5 protein-coding genes are annotated in these 23,102 nt (G+C 35.7%); all 5 read left to right on the top strand.

Features of this window, described 5'->3' with window-relative positions:
* Positions 1 to 28 precede the first annotated feature (28 nt).
* The 5 genes from B0A68_RS12835 (at position 29) to B0A68_RS12855 (ending at position 23,078) form a co-directional block, all read left to right on the top strand.
* Positions 29 to 17,698, top strand: coding sequence for a T9SS type B sorting domain-containing protein (locus B0A68_RS12835; protein WP_165571352.1), 17,670 nt, complete (start codon positions 29 to 31; stop codon positions 17,696 to 17,698).
* A gap of 44 nt (positions 17,699 to 17,742) precedes the next feature.
* The gene (locus B0A68_RS12840) at positions 17,743 to 18,717 is read left to right on the top strand and encodes a PorP/SprF family type IX secretion system membrane protein (protein WP_035688396.1); all 975 of its coding nucleotides are present in this window, start codon (positions 17,743 to 17,745) and stop codon (positions 18,715 to 18,717) included.
* A gap of 218 nt (positions 18,718 to 18,935) precedes the next feature.
* The gene (locus tag B0A68_RS12845; protein WP_035687203.1) at positions 18,936 to 20,123 is read left to right on the top strand and encodes a phosphoglycerate kinase; all 1,188 of its coding nucleotides are present in this window, start codon (positions 18,936 to 18,938) and stop codon (positions 20,121 to 20,123) included.
* A 110-nt stretch (positions 20,124 to 20,233) separates the two neighbouring features.
* Entirely contained in the window at positions 20,234 to 22,063 is a 1,830-nt protein-coding gene (locus B0A68_RS12850) for a LysM peptidoglycan-binding domain-containing protein (RefSeq protein WP_035687207.1), read from the top strand.
* A gap of 46 nt (positions 22,064 to 22,109) precedes the next feature.
* Positions 22,110 to 23,078 carry a DUF4837 family protein gene (locus B0A68_RS12855; RefSeq protein ID WP_035687209.1) on the top strand — a complete coding sequence of 323 codons (969 nt, stop codon included), beginning with the start codon at positions 22,110 to 22,112 and terminating at the stop codon, positions 23,076 to 23,078.
* Positions 23,079 to 23,102 lie beyond the last annotated feature (24 nt).

Here is a 23,102-nt window from a genome sequence, read left to right on the forward strand (position 1 = left end):
GAGACAAAGCCCAATAAAAGTAAAGATTATGAAAAAACCTACTATTCTAAAAATTGCGTTATTACTACTGTTCTTTTTACAAGGAGATATAGTGTTTTCGCAAAACTTGAAACCTTTCACCAGAGAGTACAATAAACAGCTCAAAGGAGATATTCTTGTTATTGGAAATAACATTCTTAACAGACGTACAACCGATAGATTTGGTAATGTTACGGCGGTTCCGAATACCGCGTATACGGGAACCGGTTACAATGGAGATTTTGATATGCGATATATCAATATCGACAATGGAGCTACTGCTGGTATTTTTAGTTCTAGTAGTGCCAATTTAACGGTGCCTAATAATAGGGCTCCGGCAGATCCGTGTTACAGAGTTGCGTATGCTGCTTTATATTGGTCGGCTACTTTAAAATCACCTGCAAACAGGTCAAATATTAATAAAGTAAAAATTAAGGTTCCAAATACAGCGAATAATGCTTATCAGGATGTAACTGGAACATTGATTCACGACATCGTAAATAGCGCTGATGGTATTAACCCTGATAATACACAGGCCTATGCTTGTTTTGCAGATATTACAAGTTTACTAAGTACTACAAATCCTAACGGAACCTATACTGTTGCAAACGTAATTTCGAGCGAAGGATCAAACGGAGGAACTGGTTTGTCTGCGGGATGGTCTCTTTTTATTGTTTATGAAGATTCAAGTCTTCCTTCAAAAGCAATTTCTACCTTTAATGGTTTTACAGCAAGAGCACAAGGAGGAGGTCCAAATAACACTACTATTAGTGGTTTTACAACTATTCCTACTGGTCCGGTACACGCGAGGTTTGCTTTTGCGGCTCTTGAAGGGGATTATGGTTATAAAGGTGATTATCTTCAGATCAATAGTACAACTATTACACCTCCAACACGACCAAGAGAAAGTAATCAAAATAACTTTTTTAATAGTTCTATTAATAGTTTAGGGGCGTCTTTTACAGACAGAGTTCCTAATAGTACTAATACTTTAGGTTTTGATACGGGTGTAATCGATATTGACCCTTCGTCTAATATTATTAAAAATAATGATACTTCTGCGATAATTACCTTAGGTACAAACAGTGATATCTTTATTTATTATTTTACGGCATTTTCGGTTGACATCATTGCGCCAAAAGTTGTAGTAACAAAAGGCGTACAGGATATCGCTGGAAATGATGCGAGTAATAAAAATGTTACTTTAGGCGAGCAGCTTACTTATACATTAAAATTTAAAAACGAAGGAAATGACAATGCTACATCATTTACTATCGAGGATAAATTACCAATAAATACTGATTTTAATTTTCCAGGCGATATTATAGAAATGCCTGTTGGATTACCAATACCAACAACTTCTGCAGGTAATCAATATGTAAAATATAATGCTGCAACGAGAACATTAACATTTACTATTCCAAACTCGTACGTTACGTTTAATCCAAAAACGCCTGAATCTACTATTAAATTCAAAGTAAAAGTTGTAGATGATTGTTCTAAACTAACGGATGCCTGTTCTAACTTAATTCAAAATACAGCAGAATCGCATTATTTTGGTGACTTAGGAGGTAATGCTACAGATTTTGGTGATAAAAGTTATTCTTCTTTAGCAGGTTGTAACCTTATACCTCAATCGACTAACTTTTTAGTTGGATTAGATGCTTGTAAAGCGAGAAGCTTATACATCTGTACGGCAAGCCGTACTATTTCTGCATCTGGAGGTTACAAATCTTATTCTTGGTCTAGAAATCAATCTGGAACACCAGTAATTGGAACAAATCAAACGCTTACTGTTACACAACCGGGAGTTTATTATGTTTACAATACGGCTAATCCGCCTTGTGTTGACTTACAAGAAACGATTACAGTACTTGATGGTCTTGCAAGAGTGAATCCGATTTTGGAATATGCAGATAATAAAGTAAATGGTGTTGTACCGGGTTGTCTTATTGATGGAAAACCACTGCCAAAAATTTATTTATGCGGTACCAATGACGTAAGAGTTATTAATACACATATTAGCGGTGCTACTATAGTTTGGGAAAAAACCGATTGTGTGCGTCCACAAAGTTTGTCTGAATTATGTGCTGATGAAAGAAGTGAATGTAACTGGGTTTCTGCAGGTGCAAACGGACCAATTTTTAATGCAGACACCGCCGGTTATTATAGAGTAACCATAAATTCGGGAGGTTGTATTAATACGTATTACTTTAACGTTTATAAAAGTATAGTTTCTGCTACCATTGCCAAAACAGACATGAAATGTTATGGAAAAGGTACCGTGACTGTACAGAAACTGGACGGATACGAATATAAATTAAGAAACCTTTCTAATAATACTGAAACAGGTTTTCAAGACAGTAATACTTTTGATGTTTATCAGGCAGGAACTTACATTGCTACCTATAGATTGAAAAATGTTCCTGGTACTTGTGAATACAAAACGGAGCAAGTTGTAGTCAATCATTTATTGATGGATACAAAAATTGAAGATCCTAATGTACAGCCATTATGTTTTGGTACAAACGGAACTATTACCGCTAGTGCTTCTGCAGGTTTCACAAATTATTATTTTGAACTTAAAAATAATGCAGGACAACTGCTTGAAAAAATAGGACCGGTTACAGATCGTATCCATGCTTTCTCAGTTGCTCCGGGTGATTATTATACAGTCGAAATTTATTCATTGAATGAGGATGGTACAAAATTATGTCCTGCAACTGCTGGAAAATATATTAATAATCCATCATCTCAAATTATTCCAACTGTAAACACTATCGAACCTTTAACGGCTTGTAGTGACGGTAAATATAGGGTAAGTGCAACTGGAGGTCAGGGTAAATATTCGTATTTCGTAGACGGATCAACAACTCCTCAGGCTTATTCTGAAAATGATAATACTGAAAATAACAATATAATTATTGTAGCGACTACAGCAAAAACATATACTGTACTTGTTAGAGATGATAATAATTGTGAAAAATCAATTCAGTTCACAGTTCCAAACGCTGCAAAACCAACTTATAATGTAACTCATACTAACAGTGTTTGTTACAATGATAATTCTGAGATTAGAATTACAAACATTGTTCCTAACGGATACACAATGTCTTATAGTATTAATAATGGAGGAACTTTCCAAACTAATCCGTTATTCTCAAATTTACAGCCAGGTACTTATAGTGTAGTGGTTCGATACGGAATTTCTTACACACCGCAATGGCAGTCACAACCTGTAACTAAATATTGTACAGATCCGGCACAGCAGGTAATTATCTCAGGACCAACTTCTGCAGTTACTGCATCTGGAGGTGTTGCTGAATTGGCAGGATGTACACTATCTCAATTGGGAGGTAAATTACGTATTAACAATGCTCAAGGAGGAACTGCTCCTTATCAATATAGCTTTGATAATGGTCAAACATGGCAGGCTTCTAACGAAAAAGATGTTTTACCAGGAAGTTATATACTTGTAATTAGAGATAATGTTGGTTGTCAATATAAGATTCCATATGACATTATTCTAGATCAAAAACCATCTGAGCCAACAATTACAGTTGGAGATCCGGTTTTCAATTGTAACGGAACTGCAACAAGTACTGTAACAGTTACTAATGGTTCTTCTGCAAATTATAGTTATGAATATTATTTAGACAATGTTGCAAATACTCCAATAACTAATAATGTATTTACAAACGTACCTTCTGGTTCTCATACTGTTTCTGTAAAATATAATGTAACAACAGTATCTACTTATAGTAACTTATTACAGGAAGATTTTGGAAAAGGAGGTTATACAACTACTCCGGGTATTAATCCTGCATATTGTTTTGAAGATGAATCGACTCCACACCCTGTAGGTTATCCTTGTGGTGGTTTTGATGATTATCAAATTAATGACGGAAAATATGCTGTAGCTAGTTCTATTAAAACGAACTTCGGAAATTCATGGATTTTTGCAAAAGATCATACGCTTCCGTCTGATCCTTTAGGAAGATTTTTATGTGTGAATGTTGGAGGTTCTGCAGGTATTGGTGGAATTTTATACAGTAAACCAATTAAAGATGTTATTGTAAATCAACCTGTAATTATATCATTATGGGCAGAAAATCTTATTGTAAAAACATCAACATCGCATGCTGATCCTAAATTAACGATTCAGTTAGTTAACAATTTAAATGGAGTTGGTGGTACAGAGACTATTGTTGCAACCACAGATACAACAAATCCATGGGTAGTTCCTAAAACTGAAAAATGGGAATACAAAGAATTATCATTAAATCCTGGAGCATACAATAACTTAAGTTTTGTTATTAGATCTTACAGTAATGAATTTAATGGTAATGACGTTCTTTTAGATGATATTTGGGTTCGCCAAATACCTAAATCATGTATTGCTACCAAAGATTTCCCAATTGTTATTGATAGCAATAAAGCATTTACTGCTTCAATTACGGGTGTTAAAGATCTTACTTGTGCAGGAGTTGATAATGGAGAAATTACAATTTCGGCTCAAAACTTTAATCTTCCTTACGGATTTGATTATTCGTTAGATAATGGAGTAACTTGGGTAAACTCTAAAGTATCTCCAGTTACTGCAACAGGATTAACAAGTAAAACGTATTCTATAAGAGTTCGTTTTGATGCTTCTGCATCGAGCTGTGTTATTCCTTTATCGCAGCAAGTTAAATCACCGACAGCATTAACAGTAACAGCTCAGGTAACGACTCAGCCAACCTGTACAACAGGAGCTTCTATTACAGCTACAGCAAATGGCGGTACTCCAAGTTACCAATATGAATTAAGACAATCTAACGGAACAACAGTTGTTACTGCATTCCAGTCAAGTAATGTATTTACAAATGTACCTACAGGATCTTATACAGTAGTGGCCAGAGATGCTAACTCTTGTGGATCTCCTGCTTCTGTTCGTGTAGATATCAGCGTGCCAACAGCGCCTACGGCAACATTGGCAGCGACATCAGATTTATGCTATGATACTACAAATAGATCTACATTGGTAGTTACAGCAACTGGTACAGGAACTTTGACTTATAGTTTAGACGGTGCGCCGGCTCAAAATTCTAATACATTTACAAATGTTGGTCCTGGTATTCACAATATCTTAGTAACAGATAGTAACAATTGTACTGCATCAGTTAGTAATATTGTTATTGCAGATCAATTAGTAGGTAGTGCTACAATTTCTAAAACTTTAGATTGTTCTAGTGCTTCACCAGATGCTACTATTACTGTAGACATTGTAGGAGGTACTGCTGGATTTACTTATAAAGTAAAAAGAGGTACTGGAGCTTACGGTTCAAGTAATCCTGTAACTGGAACATCTTTCATATATCCTGCAAGTACTGCAGCTTTATATACTTTCGAAATAACAGATTCTAAAGGTTGTGTTACTACTGTAAGTGCAACAATAAGCCCAACAGTAAACCCAACAGTAACAGCTACTAAAGTTGATGCAACATGTAATGGTGCTTCAACAGGATCTGTAAAACTAGTTGGTGCAGGCGGATCGGGAACTTATACGTATTTATTCTACAATAGTACAGTAACTCCAGCTCCTACAACATATACAGCGCAATTTGATTATACAGGTTTAGCTGCCGGAACTTATTCTTATAGAGTAAAAGACAGTAAAGGATGTATATCTGCTTTAGGAAGTGTAATTATTGCACAACCAACGACATTAACGGCTACTGCAAGTGCTAATACATTTACATGTAATACATCAAATGTAAAACAAGCAGCAACAGTAACGATTGCGGTTCCTACAACAGGAACGGCACCATATCAATATAGTTTTGATGGTGGTACAATTTTTACAAACACCAATACATTATCTGTTACAGATAATGGTACAAACCAAACGATTTCTTATGTAGTTGTTGATGCAAAAGGTTGTAAAACTCCAGTGCAGACTATCACAATTAACAGATTAAATCCTCCAACGAATTTAACATTCACGGCGGCTAATGTTACTTGTACAGCTACAACAACAACGGTTAATGTTACAGCGGTAAATGGCGTTGGAACTATTACCTATTCGATTACATCACCTACAGCATCTGCAGCTACAAATACAACGGGTGCATTTTCTGGATTAGCAGCTGGAACTTATAATTTCAGAGCAACAGATGCAAACGGATGTTATTTTGACAAACCATACACCATCAATGCTGTTACACCAATTTCTATTGTTGGTAACAAAGTAAATGATGCATTGTGTAAAGGCGGCGCAACTGGTAAAGGAACATTCGAAGTATCAGGAAATGCAACAGTAGGAGCTTATACTTATACTGTAACTCCTGCAACAGCTTCAATTACTAAAGCTGGAAACATTTTGACATTAAATAATGCAGCAGCTGGATCGTATACTGTTCAGGTTACAGATAATGCTACAGGTTGTACTAACAGTGCTACAGTTATTATCAGCGAGCCAACAAATGCATTAACTTTTACATCTACTGCAACAAAAATAAACTGTAATAATGATAACGCTCAAATTACAGTAACGGCAAATGGAGGTACTATTAATTATACTTACGCAGTAGTTAAATCAGGAGCAACAGCTCCGATAGCATCTGCATACCAAGGAAGTAATACTCTTTCAGTAGATACAAATACTGGAGCAGATATGGCTTGGGATGTTTATGTAAAAGATGCCAACGGATGTATTACTACAAACACGGTTACTATTACAAGTGATGCTTTACCAACAGTTACAGCTTCACTAGGTAACCAATGTGGAGGTTCAGGATCTACGTTTACAGTTACTGCAACAGGAACAGGAATTGCTCCTTTAAGTTACAGTGTTGACGGAACTTCTTTCCAAACAAGTAACGTATTTAATTTACCTGCAGGTACTTATACAGTAACTGTAAAAGACGGAAATTCTTGTATAGCTACTGCTGCAACAACATTAACAATATTCCCTCAATTGACTGCTTTGGCATCGGTTACAAAAGAATTAAATTGTACAGCTACACCAAATGCAACGATAACTGTTGAAGTTTCCGGAGGTAGAGCTCCATTTACTTACACTGTAAGAAAAGGAACTGGCACTACAAGTGCGCCAAGTGCCCCTTTCTCAACAGCATCGTTTACTTACCCAGTTACAAGTGCTAATGCAGACAGCTATACTTTTGTAGTTACTGATGCAAATGGATGTGCAAGTACAACGAACACAACTGTAAATCCGATTTCAAATCCAGCTCTTGCAGAAACGCACATTAATCCATCATGTGATGGAGGAAGTAATGGTTCTGTAGAATTAACTGGTTCTGGTGGTGCTGGAGGATATACTTATAGTAGAGATAATATAACGTATACACCAAATGCTACATTTACAGGATTAGCAGCAGGAACTTATACTTTCTATGTAAAAGACGGAAAAGAATGTGTAGGAACAATCAGCATTATTTTAACAGCTCCAGCACAATTGGCTGCAACTGTTACAGAGGTTCCTTTTTCTTGTAACACAACTAATGGAAAAGTAGCGGGTTCAGTAACTATCAATGTTACAACTGGTACAGGAACTTTACCATATCAATATAGTTTTAACGGAGGAGGTTTTGGAACTGCCAATACTTTCACATTAAACGATACAGGTGTAGATCAGCCTTATAACTATGCAGTAAAAGATGGTCAAGGCTGTACGATTACTGGATCTGGTACTTTAGCGAGATTAAACCCTCCAAAAATTGCTACAATCACAGCATCTACCGTGACTTGTACTGCAACAACAAGTACTGTTACAGTAAATGTAACTGCAGGAACTGGTGTAGGAACATTACAATATGAAACTATTGCACCATCTCCATCAATTGTAGCTAAACAAACTTCAAATTCATTTGCAGGATTATTGCCAGGAACTTACATGTTTAAAGTTACTGATGCTAATGGATGTTATGCTACACAATCATTTACAATTAATCCTGTAATAAACATTACAGTTGCAGGAGTTAAAATTAGTGATGCAAAATGTTTTGGAGAAAGCACAGGTTCAATCCAATTTACAACAGAAAATTATTCTGGAACATATTCTCATACATTGACAAACTCTTTAGGAACTGTTATTACAGCAACTGAAGTGATTACAAATGGAGGAAAAACAATTACAATTTCAGGTTTACCAAAAGAAACCTATACTTATAACATTGTTGATAATGCAACAGGTTGTACAGCTACAGCTTCTGTTGTAGTTGGTGAGCCAACAGCAGCATTAACAATTACAACTGCAACAGCAACTAATATTTATTGTTCAAACGATAATTCTAAAATTACCGTTGTTGCTGCAGGAGGAACAATTAATTACAGTTATGCTGTAGTACAACATCTAGCAACTGCCCCTATTGCATCAGCATATCAGGCAAGTAATGTACTTACTGTAGATACAAATTCTGGAGCTATTATGGCTTGGGATGTTTACGTAAAAGATGCTAATGGCTGTACTGTAAATACTCAGGTTAATATCCTTAGTGATGCGGTTCCAACAGTTACAGCTACTGTTAATCAGTGCGTGCCTAATGCTAGTGTGTTTACTATCACTGCTTCAGGAACTGGAGTTGCTCCTTTAACGTACAGTATTGACGGAGTTAATTTTAAAACTGCAAACACGTTTGATGTTGCACCTGGTACTTATACTGTAACAGTTAAAGACAAAAATAATTGTATCGCTACAACTATCATTGATGTTTATCAGGCTATTACAGCATCGGCTGTTCTAACGAAAGATTTAACTTGTTCTACTCCTCAAGAAGGAACAATCACGATTACAGTTGGCGGAGGTAAAGGGCCATATACGCTTCAGACTAAAATAGGTGCTGGTGCTTTTGCAGGATCAACTTCTTTTGCGGGACCTACATTCACTTATAATGTTACTTCTTTAGTTGGAAATACTTACCAGTTTTTAATCACAGATTCAAACACTCCAACGGCTTGTAGTATTCAAACAAATGTTATAACAACTCATACTGCAACTAGCCCTGTTGCGAGTACAAGTTTTGTTAACCCAACTTGTAATGGTTATGCAGACGGTTCTATTTCATTGAGTGCAACCGGAGGTCTTTTACCATATCAATTTAGTATTGATAATGGAGGAACATTTGTAAATACAGGTAATTTTGGTGGTCTGGCATCTGGATCATATCAATATGTTATTAGAGATAAAAATGGTTGTGATGCTACAGGAACAATTAATTTAGCAAATCCTCCTGCTATTACACCTACTATTGGTATCAATGGTATTAAATGTAACTCTGTTACATTAGGTAGTTTTGATGTTAGAGTAAATATCGGAACAGGTGTTGCGCCATTTACATACAGATTATATGACAATTCATTAAATCAAATCGCTTCTTATATAGAAACTGCTTCAACGGCTTCTGCTAATACTCCAGTTCATAGTTTTACTGGATTAGATTTTGGTGATTATTATATTACTATAGTAGATTCTAAAGGATGTGAATATAAAAGCTCTAAATTAAGAATTGAGCCTACTCCATATTTATTCTTTAATGCTGTAGTTTCATCAGTTTCTTGTGCAACAGGTATATCAATTAGAGTAAATGTTACAGATGGAGTTGCTCCTTACACTTATTCTATTGTAGGTAGTACTGTACCACCAGTTACAACGGCTTCTACTACACATGTATTTACTGGTTTAGATCAAAATACGAGATATATACTTAAAGTAGAAGATGTGAACGGATGTCCTTCTTATTTGGATTATCTTACACCAACAATTTCTCCTATTGTTGTTACTCCAGTTACTAAAAATGTAACTTGTTTCGGAAGTAATAATGGTGAAGTTGACTTTACAGTATCAAATTATGATGCAAGCGTTACAGCTCTTTATTATGAGGTTAGAGATAATTTAACGAATGTTGCTATTGCTCCTGCTAAAAACGGAACAGCAACTGGTTTATCTGGAGCTGCTTACTCAAATACTATAACAGGTTTAAGACCAGGTAACTATACATTATATGTTAGAGAAACAAATGGAACGTTATGTTCTGCTGCTGCTTATTTCGAAATCAGACAGCCAGCACAAGCGCTTTCATCTACTATAACAAATACAAAAAATGCAAATTGTAATAATCCTGCTCAAGTTACTTTAGTAACGATTGGAGGAACAGGACCTTACAAATATGCTATCGGTGCTCCTGGATTTACTCCAGCTCCTGGTGATTTTGTATTAAATAAAAATGTATTAGATTTAGATTATACAATAAGAACAAATTGGGATATTGTAGTTCACGATGCAAACGAATGTGAGGTACGTATCAATAGATCAATAGTATTAGATCCGTCTCCTGTAATTGCAATTGCAGCAGTGGACAATTGTGAGACTGAAGGTAATTTCGAAATTGAAGTTACTTTAACTTCTCCTGGAGTTAGTCCTTACAGTTTAAGTGTAGATGGTGGAGTTTTCTTCCCTGCTACATTGCCATATACAGTAACTGGATTAAATTCTGGTACACATACTGTTCAAATTCAGGATTCTAATGCTTGTACTAACGTAGCACCTCAAAGCATTATCTTGTACAAAAAACTGGATATTAACCCGGTTGTTACAAAAGAATTAGATTGTACAGGTTCTCCTGATGCTGTTATTACATTGAATGTTTTAGATGGTAGAGGTCCATTTACATACGAAGTAAATATTAATGGTGGAGGATTTAGTGCTCCGTCTGCTCCTTTTGCTGCTCCAAATACTCTTGTTACTGCGGCAGTTGCCGGAACATACCAATTTAGAGTTACAGATAGTAATTTATGTTCGGTAACTAAAACGGTTACAGTTGATCCTAAAGTTAAACCTGACTTTACATTTACTCAAACACCAGAAACTTGTATCTCATCAAATGATGGAACAGTAACAATTACTGCTACTGCTGGAGTTTCTGATTTTATGTATAGTATTAATAATGGTGGAGCTTACCAGACAAGCAATGTATTTACAGGATTAAGTGCAGGTACTGCTTACACTATTCTTGTTAGAGATTCTAAAATGTGCGTTTCAGATCCTCAAAATTTAATTATCACTGAGCCTGCATTAGTAACAGGTACTCCAGTTTTAACAACAGCTCTAAGCTGTGGTGCTGGAAATGCTGCACAACAAGCACTTGTTACCGTAACAGGAGCTGGTGGAGTAGGAACTTATACTTATAGTTTTGATGGTGGATTAAATTATACTACTACAAACACATATACTACATATACAGCAGGAAATGTTACTGCTTATGTTAAAGATGCAAACGGATGTATCAGCGGACCAATTACTATAAATGTACCGGCATTAAACCCGCCAAAAGACATGGTAATTGCAAGTACACCAATTTATTGTGTACAACAAGGCGCTGGTGATACAACAAGTACTGCTACAATTACTTCTGTTACAGATGGTGTTGGAACATTAACTTATACGATGCTTCCATCAGTTCCTGCAGGAGTAACTCAAACAGGAAATTCATTTGCAGGATTACAGCCGGGAACTTATATATTCCAGGTAACAGATTCAAACGGATGTATTTATTCTGAGTCATTGACGATAGATGATGTTACAAAAATTACCGTTGCGGGCCAATTAGTAAGCAACGTTACTTGTAACGCAGGAACTAATGGAGCGGTTAGATTTACTGCATCAAACTTTACAGGGACATATTCTGCTTCTGTAACTCCAGCAATCGGTAATGTAGCACAATCAGGAAACATTGTAAATGTGACTGATTTAACACCGGGAACATATACAGTTGTAATTACTGATGATGTTACAGGTTGTACAGCTACAACTTTTGTAGATGTTATACAGCCAACAGCAGTTGATTTAAGCGTAACTAAAAATGTAAACGCAAATTGTAATTACGGTGCGATAGTATCAGTTGCTGCAACGGGCGGAACACCTGGTTACAGATATGCTTTCGTTAGAAGCGGTGTAACTCCAGTTGCTGGAAACTATGATACAGTATCAACTGCAGTTCTTAATCCAGCTGTAGATACAGCTTGGGATGTTTATGTATTAGACGCTAATGATTGTCGTGATGTTGAACACATAACAATTGCTACAGACGCTCTTCCAACAATTGGTACCTCTACGCTTCCATATTGTTATAAAGGTGGTCCAGTTGCTATTACAATCACTGGTACTTATGTTGGTACGCCAATGTACAGTATCGGTAACGGATACAAATCTAGCCCTGATTTTGTGTTGAATGCGCCAGGAAACTACACATTCTATATCAAAGATGGTAATGGTTGTATCGTTTCAAGACCATACACATTAAACCAAGAATTATTGCTTAAAGCGACATTAACACAAGATTACACTTGTGCTGGTGATGCAAGTATAGATTTATTGGCAACTCAAGGTACATTAACTTATAGCAATTTTGAAGTAAGTTTTAACGGTGGTGTTTATACAGCAGTTACATTGCCATTGCCTTATACTACAAATATTCCTGGAACTTATACTTTCAGAGTAACAGATAGTCAAGGATGTCAGGCAGTTTCTGTTTCGGTAGAAGTTACACCGCAAACAACACCACAAGCAACATTTACTACAAATAATGTTAGTTGTCCTGGTGGTGCAGATGGTAGTATCGTAATTACTCCTTCAAATGGTGTAGCTCCTTATGAGTACAGTATTAACGGAGGAACTTTCCAACCGTCTAATATCTTTGTTAATCTAGGAGCTGGTACATATGATATCGTAGTTAGAGATGCTAAAGTATGTCCGTCAACAATGGTTTTACAAGCGGTTATTTCACAGCCTGCGCCATTAGCGGCTACAGCTGTATTAACGCAAAACTTAACTTGTGGTACTGGAAATGCAACACAGCCGGCAACAGTTACAATCAATGTAACTACTGGTACTGGAACGCAGCCATATCAATATAGTTTTAATAATGGAGTTAGTTATGGACAATCAAATACATACACTACTTCTGCTTCAGGTACAGTTACTGCTTATGTAAAAGATGCTAATAATTGTGTGATCGCAGTTCCAGTAAGCGTAGTGGTTCCGGCATTAAACCCGCCTACAATTACTACTGTAACGGGAACACCAATTTGGTGTGCACCTGCAGCAAACACAACTAGTACTGTAACTTTAAATGTTACTAACGGTGTTGGTACTTTAGATTATGAGATTATTTCTCCTGCAGCTTCGGCTTCAAATACAACTGGAGCAGCAAACGGAATATTCACAGGATTAGCAGCCGGAACTTATATATTTAAAGTTACTGATGATAATGGCTGTACAGATCAAGCTACTTATACAGTAGATCAATTAATTAACATTACAATCGCGGGTCAGTTAGTAAACAATGTTGTTTGTAACGGAGAATCTAATGGTTCAGTGAAATTTAATGTTGATAATTTCGGAGGTACATATTCAGTTGCACAAACAGCTGGTCCAACAACCGGAACAATCACAACAGTTGGTAAAGAGGTAACTTTGACTAATTTACCAGTTGGTACTTATACAATTCAAGTTACTGATGATATTACAAATTGTACTGCTTTTGCTACGGTAATTGTAGGACAGCCTGCCGTATTATCATTAACAGAAACAAGAAATATTAACGCAAATTGTAATTCTGGTGCTCAGGTAACTGTAGTAGGAGCAGGAGGTACTCCAGATTATAAATATGCATTTGTTTTAGGAACGGGTACTCCAGCAGCAACAGATTATTCTAATATTAATACTGCTGTTTTAAATCCTGCACTAGGAACAAACTGGAGAGCTTATGTTATCGATTCTAAAAATTGTGAAACATTTATTCCTATTACAATTGCTACAGACCCATTGCCAGGTACAATAACAGCAAACGTTGCAAGCCAATGTCCTTCTGCAACTGGTGAATATACAATTACAGTGAATGTAGGAACTGGTGTTGCTCCTTACGAATATAATATTGGAAACGGTTTCCAATCTAGTAATGTATTTACGGTAAACAAACCAGGTACTTATAATGTAATCGTAAAAGATGCTAACCAATGTGAAGTAACAGTAAACGCTGCTGTAACAATACAACCAGTATTACAACTAGATGCAACGATTACTACTCTTCCTGGTTGTACAATTACAAACAATGGTGTTATTACAGCTTCTGCAACTGGTGGTTCAGGAACTGCAAATTATAACTATACGTTAGATGGTGGTTTTATAATTACTACAACTCCAGCCGTATTTAATAATGTTACTCCTGGAAACCATATTGTAAGAGTTAGAGACATTGCAACAACATGTACTTTTGAAGTTACAGTATTTGTAGCTCCGGCTACAGATATTACAGGATTTACAATTGTTGGTACACCAGTAACTTGTTTCGGTGGTAACAACGGTACAATCACGGCAAGCTTAACAGCAAATGCACCTGGTGTAAACGATAATCCTGTTTACGAATATAGATTATCAGGAACTACAGCTTTAGGTGTTCCGGTAAATATAGGAAAACAAACTAGTCCTGTTTTCGAAAACTTAGAAGCGGGAGATTATACAGTAACAGTTAATTCTGGACGTGGATGTGAAGATTCTGAAGACGTAAGAATCAGCCAGCCAGGTTTAATCACTGTAGCAGTTCCGACAATTGTACAATACGGTTGTACAGCTGGAACAAACGCTCCAAATTATGCAACTGTAACAGTTGGTACAGTAAGTGGTGGTTCTGGAGTTTATACTTACGAATTTATCAGAAACGGTGTTGCGGTACAAAAAGGACCAAATACGGTTTATATAGAATCTGATCTATTAGGTGGAGATTACTCTGTAAATGTTACAGACAGCAATGGATGTACAGGTGCAAATGTGATCACTAGAAGAGTGAATCCTTTTATCAGCTTAGATGCTGTTAATGTTGCGGTAACTGCTATAACATGTAATTCTCCTGAAGACATTAACATTACAGTTACAACTACAGGAGGAACTCCTGCTCTGTTAAACTATACTGTTGCAGGTACAGATAATGCTTATAACCAAACTAAAACTAATGGAAGTTTCACTGGTTTAACAATTGGAAATTATATCATTACAGTTACAAACCCAGCAACAGGCTGCAGCATACAAAAAGCGCATTACGTAGCTGATCCAAATACATTCGAGATCAAAGCAGTAGCAGTTAATGCAAAACTTTGTTTTGGAGCTTCAAACGGAAGCGTAGATTTAACTTTTGTTGACAATCAATTAAATCCAACAAATGATGCAGGTATATTCAATTATACCATTACAGGTCCAGTACCAAGTTCTGGAACTTCGACAAATGCAGGTCCTGTAAGAATTGATAATCTAACAGCAGGTCAGTACACAGTTCAGGCTACATTAGTAGGAAGTCCTTTCTGTACAGTATCGACTATCTTTACAATTTCTCAGCCAGCTGCGGCATTAACTGTAACTGCTCAGAAAGATGATATTACTTGTGTAACAGGTAATAATGATGGAGTTATTTACGCTGCTGCAACAGGAGGATGGGATTTAGATTACCAATACCAATTGGTATTAAATGGAAACATATTAGTTCCTTACTCAACACAGTCTAAGTTTACTGATTTATCAGCAGGTACTTATACAGTTTTAGTAAAAGACGGTCAGGGTTGTGAGGCTTCGGCAGCAGTTCAATTAGTTGTTCCGGCTCCAATAACATTCACTGCAGCTGCAGATGCTCCAATGTTGTTATGTTTTGATGACAATGGAGGAGTGATTAGAGCTTCACTTCCAACTGGAGGACAAGGAAGTAATTACCTTTATACTTTAAATGTAATTTCAGACAATCCGGTTAGTATTGTAGGACCGCAGACAGATCCGGTATTTACAGGATTAAGAGCAGGAAGATACATTGTAACTGTTACTGATGGATTTAGCTGTGAGGCTTCTTCTGGAGAAATAGTGATAAGCGAACCAACTTTAGTTAAGCCTACATTAACAGTGTCAAGACAACAAACTTGTACAACACTTACACAGCTTACATTAAGTGCGGTTGGCGGTACAGCTCCTTATACTTATAGTACAGATGGAATTAACACAATAGGATCTTTTGCTTCATCAATTTCATTTGATGTGCCAGTAGGAGTTTACAGCTACTACGTAAAAGATGCTAACGGTTGTATTTCGTTTGTTACTGAAGAAAGAAATGTTGAGCCATTACAAAAATTAGATCTTAAGATAGATGTTTCTGCAGCAGTAGTTAAATGTAAAGATGATGCAACAGCTTCTATATTTGCTGACGCAGTTGGCGGATTAGGAAACTATGTTTATACTTTATTAAACAATGCAGGCGGTACTGTTCGTCCAGATCAGACAAACGGAAGATTTGAAGATCTTGCAGCAGGAATATACAGAGTAAAAGTTGTAAGTGGTGATTGTGAATTCACAAGTGCTCCAATCGAAATCTTGCAACCAAACACTCCTGTATCAGCAGAATTTAGAGTAACAAACGTTACTTGTTTTGGAGCAAATAATGGTAAGTTAGAAATTGTAGCTTCTGGAGGAACTGGAAAAATTCAATACGCAATTTCACCAGACTTAGATAAATACGATTCAGTATTCTTATTCGAAAAATTAGCTCCGGGAGAATATACTGCTGTAGCAATGGATGAGAACGGATGTTATGAAATTCATACTTTCACAATTACACAGCCAGGAATTCTAAAAGCAACAGAATTAGTTGACATGATGGTTCCACAATATTGTGTAGGTGATACAACAGGTACTATCGTTATTAAAGTTGATGAAACAAGCGGAACTGCTCCTTTCACAGCAAGTATTGATAATGAAGACGGACCATTTATTAATCCAAATTTACCTAACAGTACATTTAGTTTTACTGGAATTAACGGAGGACAGCATATTGTTTATATAAAAGATGCCAACAATTGTGTGATATCATTTACAAGTAACTCTATGCCACAACCGATAACATTAAATCCGTTAGCAGAAGAAACTTATACATGTGAAAACGATCTGCCAGTTGTTGATATTACAGTTACTATCGATGAAAGTATTGATGACGTTAGAAAAGCTAAAGTTGTTTATACATTATTATTAGATGGAGTTACCCCGGTAGTTTCTCAAACAGGTAACCCTGTATTTAGAATTACTGCTTCTGGTGATTACACTGTAAGAGCTGAACTAGAAGGTTGTGCACAAGTATCAAACATGGTAACGATAATTCTAAAAGATCCATTAACGCTTGTAAACAATACTAACGTTAACAAAGATCTAAACACTATCGAAGTAATAGCTTCAGGAGGTGTACCAGCTTATCAATACAGTTTCAACGGAGAACCATTTACATCTTCTAATACTTATAGAATCTATAAAACAGGTGAATATGAGGTTATTGTTAGAGACCAAAATGGTTGTGAGGCGAAAATAATAGTACCAGCAACATTCTATGATTTCTGTTTACCAAACTACTTCACTCCAAATGGTGATGGACAAAATGACGGAATCGGTCCTGATTGTGGTGCATTAGCATACAAAAACCTTACTTTCGATATTTTCGACAGATACGGTAGAGTAGTAGCCAAGTATCATGTAGGAGAAAAATGGGACGGTCGTTACAATGGTGCAGAATTACCTACCGGAGATTACTGGTATGTTCTTAAACTAAATGACGAGAAAGATGCAAGAGAGTTTGTTGGACATTTCACATTATACAGATAACAAAATAAAGGCCCCGAATGATGTTATCTAAAAAAATTATTACAATGAAAAAATTATTTTTATCCCTAGTACTCATGGCTGTAACAACAAGTTACAGCCAAGAGTTAAACCTACCAGTGTTTACCCAGTATTTGGCAGACAATCCATTTATCCTTTCACCAGCGTATGCCGGTATTGGTGATAACCTTAGAATTCGTGCCAATGGTTTAACACAGTGGGTCGGAATTAAGGACGCACCAGACAACCAGTCATTGTATGCAGATTTTCGAATTCTGGATCGTTCAGGAGTAGGTTTGTCATTGTACAATGACAGTAACGGTAACACCAGACAAACTGGTGCCAAAGTTTCGTTTGCGCATCACCTTATCTTAGATTATTATTCAAAACAATATCTATCATTTGGTATTTCGTATAACTTTAATACTTTTCGAATCCTGACAGGAAACTTCGATAATAATGGTGCTCCGGTAACGTTGGATCCTGCAATTATGGGTGATCGAAATAATTCAAACAACAACTTCGACCTTAGTGCTTTGTATCGTAATAAAAGCTTCTATTTTAGTTTTAATGCAAACAACGTTTTAAAGAAAAATACAGATAAGTACAGAGGAGTTGAGCCAGACCTGCTTTCAAACTATCAGGTTTATACCGGTTATACATTCAAAGACGGTGAAAACAGCCGTATAGAATACGAACCGTCTATTTTCTATCAGTTTTTTGCAAGTGATCAACGTTCAACAACCGATTTCAACTTTAAGTACAGACGTTATAATCGTTACGAAGATTACTACTGGTTAGGAGTTTCATATCGTTTCTTAAACGACCAGTTTCCAAAACCATTATCAGTCGGGCCAATGGCTGGTTTTATGAAATCTAAATTTTACTTTGCTTATTCGTATCAGATTATGTTCAATGATCTTGGCAGTTATAATACGGGTACGCACTCTATAACAATCGGATTCGATTTCTTAGGATCAATTAGTAATTGTCCTTGTACACAGAGTCCGGTTCACGATTAAAAACCTAACAAAAAACTTACTGCGTTTGTTATGCAGTAAGTTTTTTTGTTTTAAGAACATATCAAAGATTTTTATCTTTTCTAAAAGTTAATTTGTGTATTTTCATAAATTACAACGTTTTCGTTTTTATTGATGTGTTTTTTTTAGTTTTTTGAAATTTAATACTACTCTAAAAGTTCTATATTTGTTATTCTTTCAAAAAATTAAAAAATTTACAAATGAAAACTTTAAACGATTTCGACTTTAAAAATAAAAAAGCCATTATCCGCGTTGACTTCAATGTACCGTTGGATGAAAATTTTAATGTAACTGATGCAACACGTATTGAAGCTGCAAAACCAACCATTGATGCTATTCTGGCTCAAGGCGGAAGTGTAATTTTAATGTCGCATTTAGGAAGACCAAAAGGTGTTGAAGAAAAGTATTCTTTAAAACACATTTTAAAAACTGCTTCAGAAATTTTAGGAGTAGAAGTAAAATTTGCTTCAAACTGTATTGGCGAAGAAGCACAAACTGCTGCAAAAGACCTAAAACCTGGCGAAGTATTGTTATTAGAGAATTTACGTTTTCATAACGAAGAAGAAGCTGGAGATGTTAATTTTGCAAAAGAATTAGCTTCACTTGGAGATATCTATGTAAATGATGCTTTCGGAACTGCACACAGAGCGCATGCTTCGACAACCATCATCGCTCAGTTTTTTCCAACTGAAAAATGTTTCGGAACATTATTAGCAAAAGAAATTGAAAGCTTAAATAAAGTTTTAAAAAATAGTGAAAAACCAGTAACTGCTGTTCTTGGAGGTTCTAAAGTATCTTCAAAAATTACAGTTATCGAAAACATCTTAGACAAAGTAGATCACATGATCATCGGAGGCGGAATGACATTTACATTCATAAAAGCTCAAGGTGGTAAAATTGGAGAATCTATCTGTGAAGATGATAAACAAGAACTAGCTCTTGAGATTTTAAGATTGGCTAAAGAAAAAGGAGTTCAGATTCATATTCCTGTTGATGTTGTGGCTGCAGATGATTTCTCAAATACAGCAAATACTCAGATTGTAGATGTAACCGCAATTCCTGATGGATGGCAGGGTCTTGATGCAGGTCCAAAATCTTTAGAAAACTTTAAAAAAGTGATTCTAGACTCTAAAACAATTTTATGGAATGGTCCATTAGGCGTTTTTGAGATGGAAACCTTCTCTAAAGGAACGATCGCTTTAGGAGATTTTATTGCAGAATCTACCCAAAATGGAGCATTTTCTTTAGTTGGAGGAGGTGATTCTGTTGCAGCTGTAAAACAGTTTGGTTTAGAAGATAAAATGAGCTACGTTTCCACTGGCGGCGGGGCAATGCTGGAAATGTTAGAAGGAAAAATTTTACCTGGAATCGCAGCGATTTTAGACTAAAAAATAACAATTAACATTTTTTTGCGTTTTTTTATTCAATAAAGGCCTTAGATTTGCAAAAGTACAAGTCTAGTAATTATTTGATTTATAGAATTTTAAAAAAATGTTATATGATTGTAAGAAAACTATCTTTAGCGGTTACAGCTCTTTTTTCAATGTCGATGTTTGCACAGGAAATTCCAGCAGCAAAACTTGAAGTTAAGTCCGATATTAAACTTTCGTATTTAGATTCAATCAAAAGCACATTCAAAAAAGACGATATCGCATCTAAGGTTGACAGTCTTTGGATGAATGAATTGGTGAGTATGGATATTTATGATGATCTTACTAAAGATATTCAGACAATAAACAAAGATGTTACTGTTGATCAGGAACTCCCGACAGAATTGCTAAAAGAGCGTCTGCAGGCGATGAATGAAAAATCACCTTTTGAAATAGAATACAATCAAGGTTTAGAAAATGTAATAAAGTCATTTCTTAAGAATCGTAAAAAATCGTTTTCTCGATTAATGGCTTTATCAGAATATTACTTTCCAATTTTTGAAGAAAGCTTTGCACAAAACAAAGTTCCTTTAGAAATTAAATATTTAGCCGTTGTAGAATCTGCTTTAAATCCTAAAGCAGTTTCTGGAATGGGCGCTACGGGTCTTTGGCAGTTTATGTACGGAACCGGTAAACAATACGCCTTAAAAATCGACTCTTATATCGACGAAAGAAGCGACCCTCTTAAAGCTACTGCAGCAGCATCTGATTATATGACAAAAATGTTTAACATTTTTGGAGATTGGGAACTTGTTCTCGCTTCTTATAACTCAGGTCCGGGAAATGTTACTAAAGCAATCCGCCGTTCTGGAGGAAAAACAAAATACTGGGACATTCGTAATTATCTTCCAAAAGAGACTCAAGGTTATGTTCCCGCATTTTTGGCAACAATGTATCTTTTTGAATATCATAAAGAACACGGAATCAATCCTGAAAGAGCAGTGGTTAAAAACTTCGAAACAGATACCGTTTGCATAAAAAACCAGATGACTTTTAAGCAGATTGCAGATTTGTTAGATATGCCTCAATCGCAGATTCAGCTTTTAAATCCTTCTTATAAATTAAATGTAGTGCCTTACTACAAAGGAGAACAACATTTCTTGCGTCTTCCTAAAGATAAAATTGCAACTTTTGTTTCTAATGAATCTCAAATTTATGCTTATGTACAACATCAGTCTGAGTTTAGAACTATTCCTGCAAGATTGGCTTTAAAAATTGCACCAAAAGGAAAACAAACAACAAGAACATACAATACTGAACTATCTAAAGATTTTGAATTTTACAAAGTTAAAAAAGGGGATAACTTAGGAGTTATAGCATCAAAGTACAACGTAAATGTTGTTGATTTAAAGAAATGGAATAACCTAAAATCAAATTCTGTTGCTTTAGGAAAAACTTTAAAAATAAAATCTGAGGCTGATTCTAAAATTTCTAAAGAAATAAAATCTGTTCCGGTAATAGACAAAAAACCAGAAGAAGCACTTGCTTCTGCTGATAATAAAGACAAAAATCCTGCTGCTTCTCAAGAGTACACTGTAGCTGCCGGAGATAATTTAGGAAGCATTGCCAAAAAATTCGGTACGACTATTGCGGAGTTAAAAGAACTTAATAATCTAACTTCAAATAATATTGGATTAGGAAAAACGCTTATGGTTTCTAAAGCAGTTTTAGAAGTAGAAGAACCAATGACAATTGCTGTAGCTTCTAACTCTATTGATTCTTTCAAGAAAAGAGCGCCGTCATTAAAAAACAGTGAAGATTATTATGTAAAAAAAGGAGATTCATTGTATAGCATTTCTAAAAAATATCCTGGAGTAACAATTTCAGATATTAAAAAATGGAATGATATTAAAGATGAAGATATTAAACCCGGAATGAAACTGAAAATAAACGGATAATAAAAAATCTTATTTAAATTTGGGTTTTATTTCATAACATAAGAAAATGAATAAAACCCATTTTTTATTTCTAATACTTCCGTTTTTACTAATTTCCTGCTTCCGAAACGAAAAGCAGCTTGAACCCGTATCCGGAAGACCTAATACAATTTCGATAATCATAGACGATCAGTTGTGGTATGGAGAAGTTGGAGACAGTATCCGAAATAAATTTGCTTCTCCCGTTCTTGGTCTTACCCAGGAAGAACCTTTATTTACCATTAATCAATATCCAGCCCGATTGCTTGAAGGTTTTGTTACCGACAGCCGCAGTATTATTGTGGTCAAAAAAGCAGCAACCGATAAGTTTGAAATTACAAAAAGCAAAACCCTCCCACACAATACCTTCCGAATTTACGGAAAATCTATAGACGATATCATTTGCAATATCGAACTTAATTCTGCAGAGATTATAAAAGTAATCCGTGATTCTGAAATCCAAAAAATACAAGAAGACAACAGTAAAGCGCTATTGAGTCCCGCAATAATCAAAAACAAATTTCATATCGATCTGCAGATTCCGATTGGTTATGAATATATGCTGCACAAAAAGAATTTTATCTGGCTCAAAAAAGATATTATCAGCGGCAGTACCAGTCTCTTAGTCTATCAAATTCCACTTCATAATTTCAAGAATAACAATAATGTTATCGGTAACATAATTAAAATGCGTGATTCTGTAGGCCGCTATATTAAAGGCCGTGAAGCAAATACACCAATGATTACCGGCGAAGCATATGCACCCTATTTTTTTACTACAACTCTCGATGGTAAAAAAACCTACGAAACCAAAGGAGCATGGGAATTGAAGAACGATTTTATGGCGGGTCCATTTATAAATTATGCTGTAGTAGACAAAACCTACAACCGTATTTTGGTTATAGAAGGTTTCTGCTATTCGCCTTCAAATCAGGAACGTGATTTAATGCTGGATCTGGAAGCAATCATAAAATCGGTAAAAATTGATAAACGTTAAATTTATTATTTTCATACATTTGTT

Source organism: Flavobacterium reichenbachii, assembly GCF_002217435.1.
Lineage (GTDB): Bacteria > Bacteroidota > Bacteroidia > Flavobacteriales > Flavobacteriaceae > Flavobacterium > Flavobacterium reichenbachii.